The sequence below is a fragment of the Streptomyces sp. NPDC008125 genome (assembly GCF_042957125.1).
Classification (GTDB): domain Bacteria; phylum Actinomycetota; class Actinomycetes; order Streptomycetales; family Streptomycetaceae; genus Streptomyces.
Genome location: NZ_JBIBHR010000034.1, coordinates 20,284 through 37,909, shown reverse-complemented (window position 1 = coordinate 37,909; position 17,626 = coordinate 20,284). Strand labels below are relative to the sequence as shown.

Annotated in this window: 11 protein-coding genes and 1 pseudogene; 6 read left to right on the top strand and 6 right to left on the bottom strand. The window is 72.4% G+C overall.

Features of this window, described 5'->3' with window-relative positions; genetic code table 11:
- Positions 1 to 46: 46 nt before the first annotated feature.
- Both ACFZAX_RS33755 and ACFZAX_RS33750 read right to left on the bottom strand, forming a co-directional pair.
- Positions 47 to 781: an oxidoreductase gene (locus ACFZAX_RS33755; RefSeq protein ID WP_390966519.1), complete on the bottom strand. Its 735-nt coding sequence runs from the start codon at positions 779 to 781 to the stop codon at positions 47 to 49.
- Positions 782 to 1,033: 252 nt separating this feature from the next.
- Positions 1,034 to 1,522: a TetR family transcriptional regulator gene (locus ACFZAX_RS33750; protein ID WP_390966522.1), complete on the bottom strand. Its 489-nt coding sequence runs from the start codon at positions 1,520 to 1,522 to the stop codon at positions 1,034 to 1,036.
- Positions 1,523 to 1,939: 417 nt separating this feature from the next.
- Between ACFZAX_RS33750 and ACFZAX_RS33745 the strand changes: the two genes are divergently transcribed.
- Positions 1,940 to 2,584, top strand: coding sequence for a peptide deformylase (locus tag ACFZAX_RS33745; RefSeq protein ID WP_390966518.1), 645 nt, complete (start codon positions 1,940 to 1,942; stop codon positions 2,582 to 2,584).
- A gap of 598 nt (positions 2,585 to 3,182) precedes the next feature.
- On the opposite strand, the gene ACFZAX_RS33740 is transcribed toward ACFZAX_RS33745, so the two are convergent.
- Both ACFZAX_RS33740 and ACFZAX_RS33735 read right to left on the bottom strand, forming a co-directional pair.
- Entirely contained in the window at positions 3,183 to 4,259 is a 1,077-nt protein-coding gene (locus ACFZAX_RS33740) for an alpha/beta fold hydrolase (protein WP_390966517.1), read from the bottom strand.
- A gap of 447 nt (positions 4,260 to 4,706) precedes the next feature.
- Entirely contained in the window at positions 4,707 to 5,195 is a 489-nt protein-coding gene (locus ACFZAX_RS33735) for a TetR family transcriptional regulator (protein ID WP_390966521.1), read from the bottom strand.
- A 188-nt stretch (positions 5,196 to 5,383) separates the two neighbouring features.
- On the opposite strand from ACFZAX_RS33735, the gene ACFZAX_RS33730 reads away from it, so the two are divergent.
- Both ACFZAX_RS33730 and ACFZAX_RS33725 read left to right on the top strand, forming a co-directional pair.
- Complete coding sequence (locus ACFZAX_RS33730; protein WP_390966516.1) at positions 5,384 to 6,826, top strand: aldehyde dehydrogenase family protein; 1,443 nt, start codon at positions 5,384 to 5,386, stop codon at positions 6,824 to 6,826.
- Positions 6,827 to 7,171: 345 nt separating this feature from the next.
- On the top strand, positions 7,172 to 8,437 hold the full coding sequence (locus tag ACFZAX_RS33725) for a DUF6357 family protein (protein ID WP_390966520.1): 1,266 nt from the start codon (positions 7,172 to 7,174) through the stop codon (positions 8,435 to 8,437).
- Here the strand turns inward: ACFZAX_RS33725 and ACFZAX_RS33720 are convergent.
- Positions 8,437 to 8,702, bottom strand: a pseudogene (locus tag ACFZAX_RS33720) (transposase); the annotation flags it as partial. The gene ACFZAX_RS33725 and the pseudogene ACFZAX_RS33720 overlap by 1 nt on opposite strands.
- A 750-nt stretch (positions 8,703 to 9,452) precedes the next feature.
- Positions 9,453 to 10,223 carry an ATP-binding cassette domain-containing protein gene (locus tag ACFZAX_RS33715; RefSeq protein WP_390966515.1) on the bottom strand — a complete coding sequence of 257 codons (771 nt, stop codon included), beginning with the start codon at positions 10,221 to 10,223 and terminating at the stop codon, positions 9,453 to 9,455.
- Between the two features lie 285 nt (positions 10,224 to 10,508).
- On the opposite strand from ACFZAX_RS33715, the gene ACFZAX_RS33710 reads away from it, so the two are divergent.
- Genes ACFZAX_RS33710 through ACFZAX_RS33700 form a run of 3 tightly spaced genes read left to right on the top strand, consistent with a single transcriptional unit; the run spans position 10,509 to position 17,558 of the window.
- The gene (locus ACFZAX_RS33710) at positions 10,509 to 13,832 is read left to right on the top strand and encodes an FtsX-like permease family protein (protein WP_390966514.1); all 3,324 of its coding nucleotides are present in this window, start codon (positions 10,509 to 10,511) and stop codon (positions 13,830 to 13,832) included.
- Between the two features lies 1 nt (position 13,833).
- Complete coding sequence (locus tag ACFZAX_RS33705) at positions 13,834 to 16,605, top strand: FtsX-like permease family protein (RefSeq protein ID WP_390966513.1); 2,772 nt, start codon at positions 13,834 to 13,836, stop codon at positions 16,603 to 16,605.
- The gene (locus tag ACFZAX_RS33700) at positions 16,602 to 17,558 is read left to right on the top strand and encodes an ATP-binding cassette domain-containing protein (RefSeq protein ID WP_390966511.1); all 957 of its coding nucleotides are present in this window, start codon (positions 16,602 to 16,604) and stop codon (positions 17,556 to 17,558) included. The genes ACFZAX_RS33705 and ACFZAX_RS33700 overlap by 4 nt, the downstream gene beginning before the upstream one ends.
- Positions 17,559 to 17,626: the final 68 nt, after the last annotated feature.

Below are 17,626 nucleotides of genomic sequence, written 5' to 3'. Positions count from 1 at the left end.
AACGTCACCCGCAGCCGCCTCGGACGCCTCACCCGCCAAGGCTTCCTCACCCAACCCCGACGAGGCCGCTACCAGAAGCGGACTTAACGCCCTCTGAGAGGGCCTCGGACTGTAGCGGCGTGAAGCCACCCAGGGGAAAGAACGGCACGTAGGCGATGCCATCGGCGGCGAGATTGTCTACGAGGTCGTCGTCGTGGCGGTGGGCGAGGTTGTACATGTTCTGCACGCACACGATCGGGGCGATGCTGCGCGCCTCAGCGACCTGCTCTCCGGTGACATTGCTGACGCCGAGGTGGCGGATCAGTCCCTCTTGCTGGAGGTCGACGAGCGTCTCGAATGCTTCGGCGATCGAGCCGGCCCGCGGGCCCTGAGCGTCGCCCATGCGCATGTTGACCAGGTCGAGGGTATCGACGCCGAGGGATTCGAGGTTTTCATGGACCTGCTTGCGCAGGTCTTCGGGGCGCCGGGCCGTGGGCCAGCCGCCCTGTGCGTCGCGGGTCGCACCCACCTTGGTGGCGATGAACAGCGGCTCCGGGTACGGGTGCAGCGCTTCACGAATCAGCTCATTCGTGAAGCGCGGTCCGTAGGCGTCGCTGGTGTCGATGTGGGTGATCCCGAGGCTGACTGCCTCGCGCAGCACGGCCAGAGCGCCGTCGTGATCGGCGGGCGGCCCCATGACCCACGGGCCGGCGAGTTGCATCGCGCCGTAGCCGAACCGGGTGACGGACGAGTCACCCAGCGTCCAGGTTCCGCCGGGAAGAGGTGCGGAGGGCGTGTTCATCGTGGTGCCTTTCACTTCATGCAAGGGGTGGTGTCTCCAGCCCCCTTGCACCAGTGTTGGAGAGGAACTTCCTGCCGGGAAGTAGGCACTCCGAAGTGCGTAACACCCCTGAAGGTGAGAGGCGAGATCAGAGACGACGAAGGCCGACAAGAAAGCGGGGCTGACGGGCCCGGGTGCCGTGGAAACCTCTCGTGGGGCCTCCCGGGGCGAGAAAGACCGCTTCTCCCGGGAGGCGACAGCCAATCCGCCGGATCAGGGTGTGCCGAGCCCGTGCAGCAGCGTGTCGACGACGACGTCCGCCGCCTGCGCGGGACTCAGGTCGGGCAGCGTCCTGGACACCAGGTGCATGAGCTGCGGCAGCAGCGCGTTCGCCCAGCCCTCCGGTCGGCCGGGACGGAGGAGGCCTTCGGCGGTGGCGCGCCGGAGGAAGGTGTCGACTTCCGCGACGCACGCGTCGCGGCGGGCATGGACGATGTCGTCCGCGAGCATCCGGGCGAGGTCGACGGGCCAGGTCCGGTTGACGGCGATGACGTTCTCCACATAGCGGTGCAGAGCGACACCGACGGGCGCCTCACGCAGCCGGGCATCCTCGATGGCCCGCTCGACGGCCGTGAGACGGGAGTCGTAGATCGCCGCGAGAAGATCCTCACGAGCGGCGAAGCGCCGGTAGACGGTCCGCCGGTCCACACCCGCCTCGGCCGCGATGCTCGCGACACTCACACCCGGATCGGACGCGAGCATCCGCGCCCCCGTCGTCAGGACGGCTTCCAGATTGCGCGCGGCATCGGCTCTCACACCGCCGATCCTAACCGTCGTGACCCGTGCGATCGCCGCGTCCTCAAGGGCTGTCCCGTCATCCCCCGGGGTGCGCGACGTCCGCTACGGCATCTCGCCGCGTTGTCGAAACATCCGCGTACGTCCAGTGTGCGGATGCTCGTCCGCCTTGCGATGCACCTATCCGATGCCGCGCCACTGATCCGCCATGGTTGACGGGACGGCCCTCGGCGACGTGACGACACTGCCTCCGGCCCTCCCGGGACCGGGTTCCGGAGGTTTTCGGGCGAGGCGGGTGCTCGCCCGACGGCGAAGGGCGGGCGGCCCCCCTCCGCGTGAGGCAGGTGATTCCTCCTGCCCCGGGGCGACTGGCAAGCTGGCCCCATGACCGAGTCGAAGACACGCCCGCCCCTGGCCGACCGCATCGAGGAACTCCTGGCGACCGGCGGCCCCCTGCCCATCGTCGCCGCGGGAGATCCCGTGCTGCGCGGCGTCACGGAGCCGTACGACGGGCAGCTCGACGATGCTCTCCTCCACCGGTTCACGGACGCGTTGCGCGTGACGATGCACGCGGCCCCGGGCGTGGGGCTGGCCGCGCCGCAGGTCGGAATCCCGCTCCGCATCGCGGTGCTGGAGGACCTGGCGGTCGGGGCCCAGGACGTTCTGGAAGCGCGCGGACGCATCCCCCTGCCGTTCCGGGTGCTGATCAACCCTCGTTACGAGCCCGAGGGCGACGCGCGGGCGGCGTTCTTCGAGGGCTGCCTGAGCGTGCCCGGCTGGCAGGCGGTGGTGGCCCGCCGGGCACGGGTGCGACTGCGCGCGCAGGACGGGACCGGTCGCACGATCGACGAGGTGGTCACCGGCTGGCCGGCACGCATCGTGCAGCACGAGACCGACCACCTCGACGGCACCCTCTACCTCGACGTGGCACTGCCGCGGTCGCTGTCCACCAACGAGGCGGTGGCGGAGCGCTGGTCGGGGCCCACCCCCGAGAAAGCCGCCCGGGAGCTGGGCTTCGAGCTGCCGTGATGCCGGCCCGCCCGAGCGGGACTGTCCCACCCTGCTGGGACAGTCCCGCCCTCCCGTGAGAGCCTCCCGCCCCGCCTCCCCCGTGCGGTGACCGCACGTCGTGGCGGAGCCACACCTCCCCCGGGCGAGGACCTCGGCCCGCCGTGCGCCGGAAGCCCTCCTGGCCCGCCCCGGAGGCCGGCCGCGGGCGCGGTCCGGCACCGGGCGCGCGACCTCGATGAGGACCGTGGCCGGCAGACCAGCGGTGTACGCGACGCCGTAGTAGCGCTGGATCGGCCCCCGGGGCCCGTACGCGGCCCTGTTTCCAGCCGGGCGCAGCAGTCGACACCGATCGCGGCGAGCGGGGCGACCTTCTCCGCCGTGTCGCCCGTGCTCCCGTGAACGCACGCCTTGGGCGCGCGGGTGCCGGTCGACCCGTCTGCCGGGAAGCACGGGGGGCGTGATCATGATCCACCGCGCCCGGGCCGCTTCTTCGGATCGAGCCGACGGGGGTACCGGCCCGATGCGGACGAGGGGCCCGGCAAGCGGCCGGTCTGCGGACGGTGGCGACGAAGCGGACTCGGTCGGCTGGCGTGCTGCCCGATGTGGGACTCCGGCCTCAGAAGTGGTCGGCGTCGACGACGGCCCGGGCGAAGACGGCGGGCGCTTCCTGCGGCAGGTTGTGGCCGATGTCCCCGATGGTGCGGTGGTCGTAGGGGCCGGTGAAGTGGCTCCGGTACGAGGCGCCGTCACCGGGTGGGGTGAAGGGGTCCAGTGCCGGGTCGAGGGTGATGGTGGGAACGGCGATCGGCGGCTGTGCGGCGAGCTGCTTCTCGTACCGCTCGTAGCGTCGCTCGCCCTCGATGAGGCCGATCCGCCAGCGGTAGTTGTAAAGGACGATGGCGGCGTAGTCGGGGTTCTTGAAGGCCTCCGCGGTGCGCGCGAAGGTCGCGTCGTCGAAGTTCCAGTTGGGCGACACGAGGGTCCACACGTATCGGCACAGCGCGATGCGCTGGTCCTCGTTCTCCATGGCCTTCTTGCCGCGGTCACTGGCGAAGTACCACTGGTACCACCAGTTGCGCTCGACGGCCGGGGCGGCGGGCTCCAGCTGCGCCTTGAGGCTCGTGATGATGTAACCGGTGGTGGAGACCAGCGCCTTGACGCGCTCGGGCCACAGCGCGGCGATGATGTCGGCGGTGCGGGAGCCCCAGTCGAAGCCGGCGAGCACCGCCTTGTCGATCTTGAGGGCGTCCATCAGGGCGATGGTGTCGAGAGCGATGGCTGACTGCTCGGCGTTGCGAGGGGTGTTGCCGGACAGGAAGCTGGTGCTGCCGTGACCGCGGAGGTAGGGAACGATGACCCGATAGCCCTGGTCGGCGAGGAGGGGCGCGACGTCGACGAAGCTGTGGATGTCGTACGGCCAGCCGTGCAGCAGGATCACGACCGGGCCATGGGCAGGACCTGCCTCGGCATGACCGACGTTCAGCACACCCGCCCTGACGTGTTTGATGGTGGCGAAGCCGGTGTGTGTGCCGGGGACGACATCGGGCACGGTGGGCACCGCCGAGCCGCTCCCCCGGGCCGAGCCGTTCGCCGCGGGCGCGGCGGCCGCCGTCGCCGTCAGGCCGGTCAGCGAGACCGCGGCCGCGCCGGTGCTCAGGCCGACAGCCTGACTGAAGGCACGCCTGTCGATCATGTGTGAACCCTCCGTCGTGCGTCTCCGGTGACCGGTCCGAGCCTGGGAAGTCGTGTTCTCGCGTGAGCGGTGCGCGGGTCGCCGCGGCTCTCGGCGCGATGACTCTCACACACGTCCCGTCACCTGTCAAACAGGTGACGGGCGCGTGTTCCCCGTGGCCGGGACAGCGGGCGGGGACTCTCTCCCCCTCTCGTGTCCGTACCAGCAGCACGCACTCTCGCCCCCGGGGGAACCGGACACGTCAGCCACATGACGGTGCGCTTCGCCGCCTCCGACTGCCAGTCGGCGCACCCGCGGCAGACCGGCGCCCGCCCCCGGGGTCACGGGCGACGGGAAGGGCGACACGGTTCCGCCGCATCGACGGCACACCGCCCCGCCACCGCTCCGGGCCGGCGGGACACCAGTCGTTCGACTGGGCCGACACCCCCACCGGACCCCGCCCGGGCCTCAGAGAGTTCCGACGCCGCGCAGCAGCGTGTCGACAACCAGGTCCGCCGCCCGTGCGGGGGTGAGGTGCGCCTGCCGATGCGCCGCCAGATTCACCAGCTGCGACAGCAACGCACCCACCCAGCCCTCCGGTCGGCCGGGACGGAGGAGGCCTTCGGCGGTGGCGCGCCGGAGGAAGGTGTCGACTTCCGCGACGCACGCGTCGCGGCGGGCATGGACGGTGTCGTCCGCGAGCATCCGGGCGAGGTCGACGGGCCAGGTCCGGTTGACGGCGATGACGTTCTCGACATAGCGGTGCAGAGCGACACCGACGGGCGCCTCACGCAGCCGGGCATCCTCGATGGCCCGCTCGACGGCCGTGAGACGGGAGTCGTAGATCGCCGCGAGAAGATCCTCACGAGCGGCGAAGCGCCGGTAGACGGTCCGCCGGTCCACACCCGCCTCGGCCGCGATGCTCGCGACACTCACACCCGGATCGGACGCGAGCATCCGCGCCCCCGTCGTCAGGACGGCTTCCAGATTGCGCGCGGCATCGGCTCTCATTCGGACAAGCGTAACGACACCGCGAAGGATCACCCCATTAGTGCCACTCTCGTGAGCGAAAAGAGAAGCCAAAGTGCTACATTCAAGTGACAGTTAAGAGAGCGGTCCGAGAGAACCCGAAAGAGAGAAAGCACATGATCACTTACGACCGGCTTTTCGTCGGAGGCTCTTGGGTGGCGCCGAGCGACACCGAACTGCTCGACATCGCCTCGCCGCACGACCGAACGGTGATCGGTCGTGCCGCGCAGGCGCAGCCGGCGGATGTGGACCGCGCACTGGTCGCGGCACGGCGGTCGTTCGAGGAGGGTGCGTGGCGGCTGACCCCGCCGGCCGAGCGGATCGCGGTCCTGAGGAGGTTCAACGCGTTGCGCGAGGAGAACGCGGAGAAGGCAGCGCACCTCATTTCGCTGGAGAACGGCTCCGCGGGGTGGTTCACCCGGGCCGGGCAGCCGGGTCTCACCCGGCAGGCGAACGCGTACCTCAAGGCTGCGGAGGAGTTCGGCTGGGAGGAGACCCTGGTGCCCTCCGACCCGGCGTCCCCGGCACGCAGTGTGGTGCGCCGTGAGGCGATCGGCGTCGTGGCGGCGGTGATCCCGTGGAACTCGCCGTTCTCGTCGGCCACCTCGAAGATCCTCCCGGCGCTGCTCGCCGGTAACTCCGTCGTCCTCAAGGTGTCCCCCGAGAACTCGCTGAGCATGGGCTTCCTGGCAGAACTGCTGGAGCGTACGGGCCTTCCCGAGGGCGTGATCAGCGTCCTGCCCGCCGACCGGAAGACCAGTGAGTACCTGGTGTCGCATCCGGAGGTCGACAAGATCGCGTTCACGGGCTCGACGCGGGCCGGCCGCCGGATCGCGTCCATCGCCGGTGAGCAGCTCAAGCGGGTCAGCCTTGAGCTGGGTGGCAAGTCCGCCGCCGTCATCCTTCCGGACGCCGACATCGCAGCGGCGGTCGCGGGCCTGAAGTTCGGTTCCCTGCTCAACAACGGCGAATCCTGCATCGCCCAGAGCAGGATTCTTGCGCCTCGCAGCCGGTACGAGGAGGTCGTCGGTGCACTGAAGGAGCTCGTGGAGTCGCTCAAGGTCGGCGACCCGGGCGACCCGGACACCTTCATCGGTCCAATGATCCGTCCGGACCAACAGGACCGAGTGCGCGCCTACATCCGGCTCGGCGTGGAGGAGGGTGCCCGCCTGGTCACCGGCGGCGCGCAGATCCCGGACGGACTGGAGAAGGGCAACTACGTCACCCCGACCGTCTTCGCCGACGTCGACAACTCCATGCGCATCGCCCAGGAAGAGATCTTCGGTCCGGTCCTGGTCGTCATCGCCTACGAGGACGAGGACGACGCCGTCCGCATCGCCAACGACTCCGAGTACGGCCTCAGCGGCGGCGTCTGGTCGACCGACGAGGAACACGCCCTCGCCGTCGCCCGCCGCATCCGCACCGGCACCGTCACGGTCAACGGCGCCCCCGTCGCCTTCGACGGACCGTTCGGCGGCTTCAAGAACAGCGGCATCGGCCGCGAGTACGGCACCGTCGGCCTCGGTACCTACACCGAGTACAAGACCATCACCGTCTGAGCGCGGCCGTATCGGCCCAAGTGGTCACGTGACGCGCGGAAGGGGCCATCCGTCGACCCGGCCGCACGGCGCTCCGCGAAGGGGCGGAGGAACGCCCCGGACAGGGGAACGTCTGAACGAGGTGTGGCCGGCCCGGCACGCCAAGATGGTGCGGGCCTTCCCGCTCCCGCCGCGGAGCCGGAGGTCCCGTAGAACCCCACGGCCCGTCAAAGGTCCGGTCGGTCCTGGTCGCAGGCGCACGAGGGAGCGGGCAGTCGCGCGGGAGCCGGCGGTCGCGTGGGAGCGGGCGGTCGCGCGGGTGCGGGCAGGACTCATTACTCTCGCCCCATGGGGAAGACCGAGTCCATGAGAGACGTCCTGTTCGCGCGCAGCGGCTGGATCCCGCAGGTGATCCGCGAGAACGGCGGGCTGAGGCTCATGCTCGGTGCCGGGGCCGACGCCAACCATGAGCCCCGCACGTTCACGTTCCCGGTCGGGCAAGCTCATCTCGGGGTGATCCGGGAGGACCTGGCCAGACACCTGTTGCTGTGGAGTGCGGTCCTTCCGCTGTGCGACGCCGCCGGAACCCGGGGCCGCCTGGACGAGGACGCTGCCGTCGCGCTCCTGGACCCGATCCTGCTCTCCGCGCCCGCCGACGTCGACGCGCTCTTCCAGCACGTCCCGTGGGAGAGGAGCCGGCTCGTCGCCCATGGGGCCGACATCCCTCTGCTGGAACGCGGTCAGGTCTGCGCGGCGATGCGCTCGGCGACGGAAACGTCCGACGGAAAGCGGGCCCAGGAGCACCGCGCCGACCGCCGTCGCGCCGAGCGCGGAACGGTACTCGGTCCGCTCGACGCCGCGATTCTGAGGTACACGGGCCGGTACGTGCACGGCTCGACGGTGCCCAGGCGGATACCCGATGCCGTCGCCCCGGCGCTGCTGCCCGAGGTCCTGCGCGTGATCGCCACCGCGGAGCAGGCGTGCGCCGGAATACGGATCGGCCGCGATCCGCGACGCGGAAAGCGCGCCACGGACAAGGGCGACTGGGACCGGATGGCGGCGACGGTCGACGCGGCCGTACGCCGCGCGCACCCCGGGCTCGTCGACGACGCGGTGCGTACCGTGAGCTTCCTGATGTGCTCCGAGGCCGCGGACCGCGCCAGGAACACACCCATGGAGGACGACGAGGAGGCCCCCGGCGACCGCGCCGCCTTCGGCGGGGGTGCGAGGAAGACGATCCTGTCGTTCACCGACGACAAGGGCGTCGAGAAGAAGTGGCGCGCAGGCAACCCCCGTTCCGCCTCGGTGGAGTTCTGGGAGTTCGTGAGTGATCGCTCCGCCTCCGACAACGAGGTGTTCACCATCGAGGACGAGGAGAGGGGCGAAGGGATCCAGCTCCACTTCTACGCGGACTCCATCGCCCGGGTCACCACGGTGCACCGAGGTAGGGGCGGGTCGGATCCGGAGTACCGGGTCGAGTACAGCCTGGTCGACGGGATCCGCGGATACCGTCACCTGGTGAGCACCTTCGCCCGCGGCGGCTGCGCCGCGCTCGATCAGCACGGCCCCTGGATGACGAACGCCGAGTTCGAGCGCGCGCGCCGGCGGCGCAACGCCTCACTTGATCTTTGACCGGTGCGGCGCGGTCGAGGGGTGGTTGATTTCTTGGTTCGTCGTTTCGTGGCGTCCGGGTTGCCCGCGGTGTGGACGTCGTAGCGGGTGGTCTGCTGCTTGTCCCTGATGCCGGGTGGTCGTCCTGGGCCGGGGCGGGAGGGTTTCGGTGCTCCGGCGGGGCAGGCCCGGGCTGCTGTCGGGCTGAGGCGCCGATAAAGAGCTGGGCGAAGGCCGCGAGGCTCAGCCAGGTCCGCCGGTCTGCGGCTTCGGGGGTACGGCACCTGCACCGGTGGACCGGCTGCCGTGCCCGCGTCGACGGTTCGAATCGGCCCACCTGCCGTCGTGGGGCGGTCACGCGAGAGAATGCTGCGCATGGCGACGTGAAGAGCACCGGCCGGGCTACAGCACTGGGTCGAGGTCGCTTCCTGGGAGACGGTCGACGAAGCTGACCACCGAACCTGTGCCGTCTGCGAAACCGAAGTCTGCTCCTACCAGTTCCGTTTCCATCCACCCGAGTCCTCGATGTTCGAGCGGCGCGTCAGCTTGGCCTGGTGCACCGGGTGCCGGATCCACTCCGGTGCGATGGTGCGCGTGCCCCGGACCCGTGTCCTCGTCGACGCACTGGCGTCCCTCCCTGCGGACGAGCGCGATCGGCTGCTGCACAGCGAGGTCAAACTGATCAGGTATCTCCGGCGGCGGCGCGAGGACTGAGAATCTCTCCGGTCCGTGGTCCTGTGACCGCCGGAGAACGCCGCTCGCGTGCCCTGAGCACACGGCCGTTCGGCCCGAGCGGCGGCCCGGCCGAGTCGGTACGGTGGTGCCGCCGTCGACGGCGGGGGCGGGGGAAGTAGGGGCGCGCGCCGCCGTCTTCACGTGCGTCACCGTCTGATCCCGTGCGTCGCCGTCTTCACGTGCGTCACCGTCTGATCCCGTGCGTCGCCGTCTTCACGTGCGCCCCCGTCTTCACGTGCGTCACCGTCTGATCCCGTGCGTCACCGTCTTCCGTTCCCGTGCACCGCCGTTTTCGGAGGACTCACGGTGCCGAGGTGTCCGCCGGGAGCTGCTCCACCGCCGCGTGTTCGACGATGTGTCCGTCGCGGAGTTCCAGGATCCGGTCGGCGAATCCGAGCAGGTGGGGGTCGTGGGTGGCCACCAGCACGGTGACGCCCTCGCTGCGCACCAGGGCGCGCAGCAGCCGCATGACCGCGAGGCCGGTCTCCGCGTCCAGTTGCCCGGTGGGCTCGTCCGCGATCAGCAGGGCGGGGCGGTTGGCGAGCGCGCGGGCGATGGCGACGCGCTGCTGCTGGCCGCCGGAGAGCTCGCCGGGGCGTTGCGCGGCGTGGTCGCCGAGCCCCACGAGGGACAGCAGGAGCGCGGCGCGCTCCTCGCGTTCGGCGGGGTCGGTTCCACGCAGCCGCATGGGCACACCGACGTTCTCGGCCGCGGTCAGGATGGGGAGCAGCCCGAACGACTGGAAGATGAAGCCGATGCGGTCCCGACGGAGTGCCAGAAGCCCGTCCTCGCCGAGTCCCGAGAGTTCGGTGCCACCGACGGTGACCCGTCCGCCGTCAGGGGTGTCGAGGCCGCCGACGAGGTTGAGCAGGGTGGTCTTGCCGGAGCCCGAGCGGCCCTTGAGGGCGACGAGTTCTCCGCGGGGGATCTCGAAGGTGACTCCGCGCAGCGCGTGCACGGCCGCGGCGCCGGTCCCGTACGAGCGGCGCAGGTCCTCGACCCGCACCATGGGGCCGTCGGCCGGGCTCGCGGCCGGGGCCGTACCGCGCCGCGTGCCGGTCCTTCGTCTCATCGCTGGTCCCCCCCTGCGCACCTTGCCGTTCCTCGGCGGTCGCCAGTATGTGGGTGGGGCGTCCGGAGACGCAACGCGCCTCGGGGCACCGTGCCGTGCCCGTGCGGAGGCGGTGGCGCGGAGGGGCCGGCCGGTCGCCGCGTGTTCGGAAATCGGTTCCGCGCGTCCGCACAGCGCTCACGATCTCATCTCGATGTGCCGACGGGAGGTTACCCGCAGCCGGTGTGCTCTGAAAGCATCCGACATGCGCCGGGGGGCGCGAGTGCTGAGGTTTCGGGGGATCAGGTGACGGAGTTCGTCCTGCTGCGGGTGCGCGCGCACCGGCTCCTGCTCTCCGCGGCCCTGCTGGCGGTCCTGCTCACCACATGCGTACTGACCGCGCTCGCCGCGTTCTCCGGTTCCATGGGTGATGCCGCCCTGCGGTACACGCTCACCCGTCGTTCCGCCGAACGGTCCTCACTCGTCGTCTCGGCGGATGTGGGCCTGGAGCGGCGCGAGGACGCCGACGCGCTGGTACGCCGAGCGGCCGGCGAGACCTTCGACGGGCTTCCGGTGGCGGTGCGGAAGATGGAGAGTTCGGGCCCGTACGCCCTGCCGCGGAGCCTGCAGCCGGCGGCGGAGCGGCGGGGCAACCCGGACCTGACGCACTTCGCCTCGCTGGACCCGAAGCGTGTGCGTCTCGTCGCGGGCCGCATGCCCACTCCCGGCGAAGGGGACGCCGGGGGGCCGGTCGAGGTGGCGCTGCCGGGTGCGGCCGCCACGGCGCTGGGGCTGGAGCCCGGCGCCCGGATAACTCTCACGAACCGGCTGAGCGACGCGCCCCTGCCGGTCGAGATCACGGGCGTGTACGAGGTGGCCGACCAGGCCGACCCGTACTGGCGGTTGGACCCCCTCGGCGGCCGGGGTGCCGGCCAGGTCGTCTTCACCACGTACGGCCCGCTGCTGACCGACCCGGCCGTGGTCGACTCGGGCCGGCTCAGTGCGGGACGGGTGTCCTGGCTGGCCGCCGCCGATTTCCGCACGGTGACCACCGGCCGGACCGGCGCCCTGCGACGCGCCTCGACGGACGTGCCCGAGTCGCTGGCCGCTTCCGCGGTGTTCGCGGACGGCGCGACGATCCGTACCTCGCTGCCGGCCCTCATCGACCAGGTCGAACGGGCGCTGCTGGTGGCGCGCTCCACGATCATGATCGTGGCGCTTCAGCTCGTGCTGCTCGCCGGCTACGCGCTGCTGCTCGTCTCCGGCCTGCTGAGCAGTGAGCGGGCCGGTGAGACCGAACTCCTGCGGGCCAGGGGCGGTTCACGGGGAAGAATCGCTTCTTCCGCCGCGGTCGAAGCGCTGTCGCTCGCGGCCCCCGCCGCGGTCGTCGCACCCCTGCTCGCCGGGCCCTTGACCGGATTGCTCGCGAGGCTGGGCGAGCTGGGCCGGATCGGGCTGAGGCTCGACGCCGGGGTCGACGGCACGGTCTGGCTGGTCGCCTCCGCGGTGGCGCTGCTGTGCGCGCTCGCGGTGCTCGCGCCGGCGCTCGCGGCAGGCGGGCGCCGGGCAGGCCGGGCCTCCGCGCTGCCCGCCCCGGTGCGGGCCGGCGCCGACATCGGGCTACTGCTGGTCGCAGGTGCGGCGTACTGGCAGTTGGACCGTCGGACCGGCGTGTCCGGCGGCGGTGCGCTGAGCGGCGACCGTGACGGCGCGCTGGGCATCGACCCGCTGCTGGTCGCCGCTCCCGCTCTGGCGCTGCTCGCGGGCACCGTCGTGACGCTGCGGCTGCTGCCGCCGGCGGCCAGGCTCGCGGAGCGCGGCGCGGCGGGCGGCCGGGGTCTGTCGGCCGCCCTGGCCGGCTGGCAGTTCAGCCGTCGGCCGCTGCGGGGTGCGGGACCCGTGCTGCTGTTGGTGCTGGCGATGGCGATGGGCATGCTGGCCATCGGTCAGAGCGCGTCCTGGGACCGGTCGCAGGACGACCAGGCCGACTTCAGGTCCGGTGCGTCGGTGCGCGTGGTGGGCGGGCTGTCCAACGACCCGGCCGGGGCGGCCCCGTACACCGGACTGCCGGGCGTACGGAACGCGGCACCCGTGTTCCGCGCCACGTCGCCCCTGTCCGGTGGCCGGACGGCCGAGGTGCTGGCGCTCGACACCGCGCACGCGGACGAGCGGATGTTGATGCGCGAAGACCTCGCCGGGACGTCGCCGCAGGCGCTGTTCGACGCGATCGCGCCGCCGACGGCCGGACGGACCGGTGTGGTGCTGCCCGGCGACAGCACACGGGTCCTCTTCGACCTGCGTATCAGCGACACCTCGGCCTCCGGCGGCACGTCGCCCACCGGCTCGGCTGCTCAGGTCGGCGTCGTCCTGGAGGACCGCTACGGAATCCGTTACCGGGTGGCCGCGGGCACCGTTCCCGTCGACGGGCGGGTGCACGCGTTGTCGTTCCCGGTGTCCCCGTCGGGCGGGCTGGCCGTGACCGGGTTCGAGCTGGACAGCGTCGTGCCCCGGGGACGCGCCGAACAGCGTTTCGTCTCCGTCGCACGGCTGCGGACGCTCACCGTGGACGGGCACGAGCGACCGGTCCCCACTTCGGACGGGGTGCGCTGGCGAGCCACGTCGACCGTGACCGGGGCGGACACGGACAGCCCGGGCGGGACGGTCGGGAAGGTGACGGGTACGGGCGCGGCACCGGCGTTCCGTTACCGCACCGGATCGGGCCTCGCGGACCGCGGCTCCTGGGGCGCCGAGCAGGTCGACACCCTGCTGCTCCGCGCGGGCCGCCCGGCGGCACCGGCACTGAAGGCGGTGGCCACCGACGCGTATCTGGCCTCCTCCGGGGCGCGGTTGGGCCAGCAGGTCGATCTCGCGCTGGGGGGCGAAACGGTCCGGGTGACGCTGATGAAGTCGGTGCGGGAGCTCCCGACCACCGGTCCCGGCGGAGCCACGGGCTCGGCGGACGGAGCCGCCGCGGACGTGACCGCGAAGCCGGGCGGGGCGCTGCTGCTGGACCTCAGGGCGGTGTCCGAAGCGCTGGACCAGGGATCGGGGGCCACGCCGGCGCCCACAGAGTGGTGGCTGAGCACCGCTCCGGGCGGCGGCCGGGCGGTGGCGGCGGAGCTGCGCGCGCTGCCCGGTACGGACCCGTCCCAGGTACGGGTGCGGGACGAGGTGGCGCGGGAGCTCGCGGACGATCCGCTGGGGGCAGGGCCGCAGTCCGCGCTCCGTGCGGCCGCTGCCGTGGCCGCCGCCCTGGCCGCGGTCGGCTTCGCGGTCGGCCTGGTGGGCTCCCAGGGCGAGCGGTCCGCCGAATTCGCCGTGCTGCGCGCCCTGGGCGCTTCCCGCCGACGGCTGGCCCGGGCGTTGGCCGTCGAGCAGGGAGTCCTCATCGCCCTCGCCCTGCTGATCGGGCTCGGCCTGGGGACCGTGCTGACCAGGGCGGTCGTCCCCCTCGTCGTACTGACCGGGCAGGCGGCCCGGCCCGTGCCCGACGTGCTGGTGCTGCTGCCGGCCGGGCAGGTGGCGGCACTTCTGGCATCGGTGGCGGCGCTGCCGCTGCTCTTCGTCGCGACGATCGCACTGCGCCGCCCCGATCCCGCGGTGTCGCTCCGCCACCAGGGAGACAACTGAGATGACCACTGCCCGGACACCGGCCGCCTGCGCTCCCTGGGTGCGCACCCGGCTGCGTACCGCTCCCGGTGTCTCCGTCGCCCTCGCGGCCCTCGGACTTCTGACGGCGTTCCTCGCCGCCGTGTTCCCGCGCGCGGTCGACGCGTACGGAACGGACGCGCTGCGGCACGACATCACGAGTGCCGCTGCGAGGCGGAGTGTGCTCGAAGTGACCGCGCCACCGCCCTCTCTCTCGCAGGCGCCCCCGGTCAGGGAGCGGGCGATGCGTCAGGAAGCGCTGGCCGAGGCGAACGAGACGCTGGCGGGAATGTTCCCCGCCCCGCTGCGGGCCGACGTGCCGCACTCCTCGTACGGCGTGCACACGACGGAGCCGCTGGTCGCCCAGGAGCCCTGGCTCCCGCGTCCCAACGGGTTGCCGCCCCGGTTCACCTACGCGGCCCCGTCCGGACTCGCCGAACACGGCACGCTGCGTGCGGGGCGCTGGCCGGTGGTGCACGGCGAGGTGACCGAGGCGTCGCGCGAGGTGGAAGCGGCCGTCACCGAGGAGACGGCCGCCGAGCTGAAGATGAGGCCCGGCTCCACGATCGCGGTAGTGACCCACGGCAGGTCGGTGCTCACCGTCCGGATCACCGGTATCGTCGCGCCGCTGCGGCCGGAGAGCGGCTACTGGTCGGCCGAGCCGCTGTTCCGCTCCCCGTCCCTGGCGAAGGACCCGGGCTCCCCGCTCCCGGTCTACTTCTGGACGGCCGCACTCCTGCTGCCGCCTGACGCGGCGCCGGCTCTCCTCGCGACCACGGGCGAGCCCGAACTGTTCTGGCGCATCGCCCCGGACACCTCCCGTCTCACCGCCGCCGACGCCTCCCCCGCGAGCACAGCCGTCGCCGCGTTGGAGCACGGCCCCGGCCTGCTGAAGCTCCGGGACGTCACCGGGCCGACCACCACGCTCACCACCGAACTCGACGCGATCATCGAGGCCCACCTCGCGATGCGCGCCGCGATCGACCCCGTGGTCACCGTCGCGGCCGTCGGCATCGCCACGGTCGCCGCCGTCGTCCTTCTGATGACCGGCGGGCTGATCGGCGCCCGCCGTCACCACGAACTCGCTCTGCTCCGCTCGCGCGGCGGCTCCCTGCGGGGCATCGGGGTGCGGCTCCTCGCCGAGACCGCCGTGGCCGTGCTGCCCGGGGCGGCGCTCGGGCTGCTCCTGGCCGTCCTGCTCGTCCCGGACGCCGGGTTCGCGCCCGCCGCGGTGGGCGCCGCGGCCGTCGCCGTACCGGTCTGCGTGGTGCTGCCCCTGCGCACGGTCCTGCAGCATCGCCGTCCCGTGCTGCCCGGGGCCCGCGAGGACGTCGTGGACGCCCGGCCCAGCCGCCGGCGCACGGTCGCCGAACTGACGCTGCTCGTCCTGGCCGCCGGAGCGGTCACCGCGCTGCGCCGGCGTGGTACGACGACCGGCCCGGGTGCCGATCTGCTGGTCAGCGCCGCTCCGGTCCTGATGGGGCTGATCGCCGCACTCGTCCTCGTTCGGCTGTATCCCCTGCCGCTGCGCCTGGCGTCCCGTCCAGCGGCGCGACTGCGCGGTGCGGTCGGTTTCCTCTCACTGGCCCGGGCGGGCCGGGCCCCGTCGAACGGCACGCTGCTCCTGCTGGCCCTGTTGGTCGCGCTGACCACCACGGCGTTCGGCGGCTCGGTACTCGCGGGCGTCGCGGACGCGCGCGCCGACGCGGCGCTGCGCGCGGTCGGCGCGGACGCCCGCATCAGCGGTGAGGGGGCGCGCTCCACGGTCACCAGGGACGTCCTCGGCCGGCTCCGGGCGGCGCACGGCGTCGAGGACGTCGCGCCCGTGCACATCGAGTACGGGACGCAGTTGGCCGCGTCGCGGGGCACCGGGCCGGACACCGGACGCGCGACCGTGGTGGGGGTCGAGCCCGCCTCGTACGCGCGGCTGGCCCGGGCCACGGGGCTGGCCGCCTTCCCGGCGGGAGCGCTGGAGAGCGGCCCGGACCGGGGCGGGGCCGTACCCGTGATCGTCTCGCCCGCTCTGGCACAACGGCTCGGCGAGGGGGCCCACACGGTCCGGACACAGGACGGGAGCCTCACGGTACGGGTCGCCGGAGCGCTGAGCCGCACCTCCGCGGTGAGCGACGGCGAATTCCTGATCGTCGACGCCGAGGCGCTCCCCGCACCGGGCCCCACCACCTTGTTGGTGACCGGAGACTCACTCGACGAGAAACTCCTGCGCTCGACGGCACGCGAGGCGGGCCCGGAGTACGTGGTACGACTGCGGTCGGCGGAGCGCGGGAAGCTCGTGGACTCCCCGATGCAGGCGGGCGCCGAGCGGATCTACGAGGCGGCCGTAGCCGCCGGGGCGGGGTACGCGCTGCTCGCCGTGGTCCTCTCGCTGCTGCGGACGGCGCCGGAGCGCACCACGCTCCTGGCGCGACTGCGCACCATGGGGCTCACCGCCCGTCAGGGGCGGCGGCTGCTCGCCCTCGAGGCTCTGCCGCAGGCGTTGCTGTCGGCGGCGGGCGGGCTCCTCGTCGGCTGGGCGACCATCGCCCTGCTGGCGCCCGGTGTCGACCTGTCCGCGCTGGCACTGGCCGACGTCGCACCGGGGAACCCGCACCCCGCCTCACTGCGGGCCGACATCCTGTCGCTGGCGCTCCCGGCGCTGGGAGTGGTCGTACTCACCGGCGCCGTGGCCGGTGTGCAGGCGTGGTGGTCGGGCCGCCGTGGATCGATCAAGGAACTCAGGGCAGGAGACACCCGGTGACAGCATCGACGGAGACCACACTGGCGGAGCTCGAAAGGCGGGCGACGGCACGCCGTGACCGGCCCGCCTACGGGCACGACGCCCTGATCGTCTGCGACCGGCTGGTACGCGTCTTCTCCGCGGACGGCGTGGAGGTGCAGGCCCTGCAGGGGCTCGATCTCCTCGTCGTCGAGGGCGAGTTGATGGCTCTGGTCGGCGCGTCGGGGAGTGGGAAGTCGACCCTGATGAACATCCTGGCGGGACTCGACGTCCCCACCGCCGGTTCGGCGAAGGCAGCCGGCTGCGATCTGCTGGCCATGGGGCCGAAGGAGCGGCTGCGCTACCGCCGTGACGTGGTCGGCTTCGTCTGGCAGCAGACCTCACGCAACCTGCTCCCGTACCTCACCGCCGCACAGAACATCACTCTCCCGATGCAGCTGCGCGGGCGTGGGAGGAACCGCGAACGGGCTGCGCGTGCAGAGCTGTTGCTGGAGATGCTGGAGGTGACGGAGTGCCGCGACCGCCGCCCCGCGCAGATGTCCGGCGGACAGCAGCAGCGGGTGGCGATCGCGGTCGCACTGGCCAACAACCCCTCGGTACTGCTGGCCGACGAGCCGACCGGCGAACTGGACTCCGCGACGGGCGAGCAGGTGTTCGCCGCGTTCCGCCGCGCCAACGAGGAGTTGGGCACGACGATCGTGATCGTCACCCACGACCAGGCGGTGGCGGACGAAGTGCGCCGCACCGTCGCGATCCGGGACGGCCGCACCTCCTCCGAGGTGCTCCGGCACACCGAGGTGGACGCGGCGACGGGCCAGGAGTCCCTCGTGGCCCGCGAGTACGCGATGCTCGACCGTGCGGGGCGGCTGCAGCTCCCGGCGGACTACACCGAGGCTTTGGGGATGGAACACCGGGTCATGCTGGAACTCGAACGGGACCACATCGGGGTGTGGCCGGACGCGACCGGGAAGTGACCTGTGACGGTTCCGGGGCGGCCGGCAGATCACGGCCGCCCCGGTGCCACGCACGCCCCGCCGACCCG

Bases quoted from the DNA above. Each gene is read 5' to 3' on its own strand.
- ACFZAX_RS33755 (WP_390966519.1), bottom strand. From the start codon at position 781: ATGAACACGCCCTCCGCACCTCTTCCCGGCGGAACCTGGACGCTGGGT.
- ACFZAX_RS33750 (WP_390966522.1), bottom strand. From the start codon at position 1,522: ATGCTCGCGTCCGATCCGGGTGTGAGTGTCGCGAGCATCGCGGCCGAG.
- ACFZAX_RS33745 (WP_390966518.1), top strand. From the start codon at position 1,940: ATGACCGAGTCGAAGACACGCCCGCCCCTGGCCGACCGCATCGAGGAA.
- ACFZAX_RS33740 (WP_390966517.1), bottom strand. From the start codon at position 4,259: ATGATCGACAGGCGTGCCTTCAGTCAGGCTGTCGGCCTGAGCACCGGC.
- ACFZAX_RS33735 (WP_390966521.1), bottom strand. From the start codon at position 5,195: ATGCTCGCGTCCGATCCGGGTGTGAGTGTCGCGAGCATCGCGGCCGAG.
- ACFZAX_RS33730 (WP_390966516.1), top strand. From the start codon at position 5,384: ATGATCACTTACGACCGGCTTTTCGTCGGAGGCTCTTGGGTGGCGCCG.
- ACFZAX_RS33725 (WP_390966520.1), top strand. From the start codon at position 7,172: ATGAGAGACGTCCTGTTCGCGCGCAGCGGCTGGATCCCGCAGGTGATC.
- ACFZAX_RS33715 (WP_390966515.1), bottom strand. From the start codon at position 10,223: ATGAGACGAAGGACCGGCACGCGGCGCGGTACGGCCCCGGCCGCGAGC.
- ACFZAX_RS33705 (WP_390966513.1), top strand. From the start codon at position 13,834: ATGACCACTGCCCGGACACCGGCCGCCTGCGCTCCCTGGGTGCGCACC.